The following is a 3,830-nucleotide window of genomic DNA, read 5'->3' as shown; positions in this document are numbered from 1 at the left end:
AGCAAAATAGCAAGCCCACTGGTGCGCCTTGCCCAGAACAGAGCATTCTGCTTTCCGTAGAGTTTTCCGCCGGACCGGGAAGCCCGGAATGTCTGTGCGGTCAGCAAAAGACCAAGGACGGTGTGCGCCGCCAGAATGCCAACGCCGATCCATGCCAGAAACTTTCCTGCCCCGGAACTGATGCCCAGCAACATAAAACTGCCCATCAGCCCATGAAGCAGACAGATGAAAAGTAGCAGAACGGAGAGAATGGTGTTCAGTTTTCGCATGAGGGGTCCTCCATTTCTTCTGCGGAGAGCAGAAGGATGTCTGCATCCGGCAATGCTGTTGCATCAAGCGTATTTTCCGAAACCAGCAGCAGTTGATACCGCCCATTGATTGCACGGGAACGCAGCATGGTTTCGCTGTACTGCTTCAACGTGACATCTGCTCCGGCAGCAGTCAGGCGTTCACAAAGAGCCGTTGCATAGCAAAGCAAGGGATAGTCTGTTTCGCAGACCGAAAGCGTCATGTGCGGCAGTCCGGCATCGGAAAGGACTTCTGTCTCACCGGAAACAAATGCTTTCAGATCATTCCGGAAATCCGCATCGGAAAACGGTTCCAGCGCAGGGTTGATGCAGAACAGATAGTTGCCCTCCAGCGGTGCGGCCATCTGTGCGGCACGTTTCGCTTTCGGGGTCGCACCGGTCAGCCCATCCAGAATAGAGGGCGGCGAGTGCATAAATACGCCAAACGCGGCAAGAAATCCCAATGTCAGAACCAGAGTGATGAATTTTCCTTTCACAGGCAGACCTCTTTTATTTATTGCATGGTTGTTCAAATGAAAAATCTTCTGCGCAAAATACGGCAGTTGAGTAAACGCTCAACTATATTGTATGCGAAATAAGGAGGCTGTCAAGGTCTGTTAGACGACAAATCGCAGGAAGCAGATGCTAACTTTTCCTCTTGACAACGGAGGAAAAGCAGATATAATATGATTGAACGGTTGTTCAACTACAAAACAAGGAGAACGTCTGATGTTAAATTCTTTATACACCTGTAATTGCGATGTGATCCATGAGGACATCGTGAACGATGTAAAAGGCAAAATGCAGCCGAAAGACGACTACATCCAGCTTGCATCGCTTTTCAAGCTGTTCGGAGATGGCACAAGAGTGCAGATCCTTCATGCTCTGGAACAGAGCGAGATGTGTGTATGCGACCTTGCGGTTCTGCTGGGCGTCACCAAATCGGCGATCTCTCACCAGCTGAAAGCACTCCGGCTTGCCGGACTGGTCAAATTCCGCAGAGAGGCCCAGATCGTGTATTATTCGCTGGCGGATGAGCATGTAAAGGAGATCATCGACAAGGGATTTGAGCATTTAAGAGGATGATCGCGCAAGCGATTATCTTTTTGTCTTTTAAGTTGAGCGATTGAACAATTAAGAAAACGTAGTGGAGGTCAAAATGAAAAGAGTATTCATCCTGAAAGGTCTGGATTGCTCGAATTGTTCCGCCAAGATAGAAAAAGAGGTCGGAGCATTGCCGGGAGTGGAATCCTCGGTTGTGAATTTAATGCAGCAGACACTGACCGTTCAGTCAGAAAAGTCTGCGGATGCAACACTGGCGGAACAGGTCGAAACGATCGTTCACAGCCATGAACCGGATGTTGAGGTGTCGGAAAAGACCGAACCTGCGGTGACGAAAGTCTATCTCCTGAAAGGTCTGGACTGCCCGAACTGCTCAGCAAAGATCGAGAAAGAAGTCGGTGAGCTGGATGGCGTGACTTCTTCGACCGTGAATCTGATGAACCAGACGCTGACTGTTCAGGCTGGAACATCGGTAGCTGCTTCCTTGCTGGATACCGTTACCACGATCGTACACAGCCATGAGCCGGATGTTGAAGTGTCGGAAAAGCAGCTGGAAGCGACTGCACCTGTCAAAAAGGATGAAAAAGCGGCGGTCTATAACGATGAGGATAAGAAGCGCACGATACGGCTTGCCGTGGGTGCTGTGGTCTATGCAATCGGTATGGCATTGACCGTATTCGCAAAGCTGCCGACTCTGGCGGAACTGGCGTTTCTGATTGTGGCGTATGTGATTCTTGGCTGGGATGTCGTATGGCAGGCAGTGAAAAATATCACCAGAGGACAGGTGTTTGACGAGCATTTCCTGATGAGTGTTTCCACGATCGGCGCATTTGCCATCGGGGAATACCCGGAAGCTGTTGCAGTTATGCTGTTCTATCAGGTCGGAGAGTTCTTCCAGTCGCTGGCGGTAAAGCGTTCCAGAAAGTCCATCTCTGACCTTATGGACATCCGTCCGGATTCGGCGACCGTTAAGCGGAATGGCGTATTGCAGGTCGTTTCTCCGGAAAGCGTTGCGGTGGGCGAGATCATCGTGGTAAAACCCGGTGAAAAAATCCCGCTGGATGGCATCGTTGTGGATGGCGAATCCATGCTGGACACCAAGGCACTGACCGGCGAATCTGTGCCGAGAAGCATCCGCAAAGGCGATGAAGCCCTGTCCGGCTGCATCAACCAGAGCGGTTTGCTGACGCTGAAAGTCACAAAGAGCTTCGGGGAATCCACAGTGTCGAAGATCATTGACCTTGTGGAGAATGCCTCCGCAAGAAAAGCTCCTACCGAGAACTTCATCACGACCTTTGCACGATACTATACGCCGGTCGTTGTTGGAATGGCGGCTGTGTTGGCGATCATTCCGCCGCTCGTCCTTGGTGGCGGCTGGTCTGAGTGGCTGCGCAGAGGTTTTGTGTTCCTGATCGTTTCCTGCCCGTGTGCATTGGTCATTTCCATTCCCCTGACCTTCTTCGGTGGTATCGGTGCTGCATCCAAGCGCGGTGTGCTGGTAAAGGGCAGCAACTATCTGGAGGCACTGAACAAAGTGAGCGTGGTGGTCTTTGATAAGACCGGCACCTTGACAAAAGGTGTTTTTGAGGTCGCAAATATCATTCCGGCAGCCGGATACCAGAAAGAGCAGGTATTGGAGTATGCTGCACAGGCAGAGAGTTATTCCAACCACCCGATTGCAAAGTCGATTCTTGCAGCTTATGGAAAGTCGATCGACCAGAAGCAGTTCTCTGGCTTTGAGGAAATCTCTGGACATGGCATCAGTGTTATGGTGCAGGGAAAGAAGGTGCTGGCTGGCAATAGTAAGCTGATGGAATCTGAAAAGATTGCCTATTCTGCTTGCGATGCAGCCGGAACAAAGGTCTATGTAGCAGCGGATGGCAGCTATGTAGGCTGTATCCTGATTGCAGATGAGGTGAAACCGGACAGCAACCGCGCAATCGCAGAGCTGAAAAAAATCGGCGTGGAAAAAACTGTTATGCTCACCGGCGATGATGAGCGAATCGGCAAGTCGGTGGCAGACGAACTTGGTCTGGATGCGTATTATGCACAGCTCTTGCCCGACCAGAAGGTCGAAAAGCTGGAAATGCTGGATAAGCAGAAACGGCAGGGCAGCAAGCTCGCCTTTGTGGGCGATGGCATCAACGATGCCCCCGTCCTTGCCCGTGCAGATGTCGGCATTGCCATGGGAGGTCTTGGCTCGGATGCCGCGATTGAAGCTGCGGATGTTGTTCTGATGACAGATGAACCATCGAAACTTGTAGAAGCCATTGATGTTGCAAAGGCTACGAAACGGATTGTGATGCAGAACATCGTGATTGCTCTTGGCATCAAGAGCGTGTTCCTTGTTCTGGGCGCACTCGGCATGGCCGGTATGTGGGAAGCCGTGTTCGGTGATGTGGGTGTCACGATCATCGCTGTTCTGAACGCAATGCGGATTCTGAAGAAATAAGCACAAACAAAAAACAGGGTGCGCCCACC

The 3,830-nt window shown here is 51.2% G+C and carries 3 protein-coding genes and 1 pseudogene; 2 read left to right on the top strand and 2 right to left on the bottom strand.

The genetic code is table 11. The features are described 5' to 3' along the window. A pseudogene (locus D3F01_RS15710) lies at positions 1-269 on the bottom strand (pilus assembly protein PilX); the annotation flags it as partial. Then, the gene (locus tag D3F01_RS15705; protein WP_005935827.1) at positions 257-784 is read right to left on the bottom strand and encodes a hypothetical protein; all 528 of its coding nucleotides are present in this window, start codon (positions 782-784) and stop codon (positions 257-259) included. The pseudogene D3F01_RS15710 and the gene D3F01_RS15705, both read right to left, overlap by 13 nt. A gap of 232 nt (positions 785-1,016) precedes the next feature. On the opposite strand from D3F01_RS15705, the gene D3F01_RS15700 reads away from it, so the two are divergent. Together D3F01_RS15700 and D3F01_RS15695 are read left to right on the top strand one after the other, a co-directional pair. Beyond that, positions 1,017-1,373, top strand: coding sequence for a metalloregulator ArsR/SmtB family transcription factor (locus tag D3F01_RS15700; protein ID WP_156062438.1), 357 nt, complete (start codon positions 1,017-1,019; stop codon positions 1,371-1,373). 73 nt (positions 1,374-1,446) lie between these two features. After that, on the top strand, positions 1,447-3,801 hold the full coding sequence (locus D3F01_RS15695; protein WP_242889603.1) for a heavy metal translocating P-type ATPase: 2,355 nt from the start codon (positions 1,447-1,449) through the stop codon (positions 3,799-3,801). Positions 3,802-3,830 lie beyond the last annotated feature (29 nt).

The organism is Faecalibacterium sp. BCRC 81149 (assembly GCF_022750605.1).
Taxonomy (GTDB): Bacteria; Bacillota; Clostridia; order Oscillospirales; family Ruminococcaceae; genus Faecalibacterium; species Faecalibacterium duncaniae.
This window is presented reverse-complemented; position numbering and strand designations above follow the sequence as displayed.

Bases quoted from the DNA above. Each gene is read 5' to 3' on its own strand.
- D3F01_RS15700 (WP_156062438.1), top strand. From the start codon at position 1,017: ATGTTAAATTCTTTATACACCTGTAATTGCGATGTGATCCATGAGGAC.
- D3F01_RS15695 (WP_242889603.1), top strand. From the start codon at position 1,447: ATGAAAAGAGTATTCATCCTGAAAGGTCTGGATTGCTCGAATTGTTCC.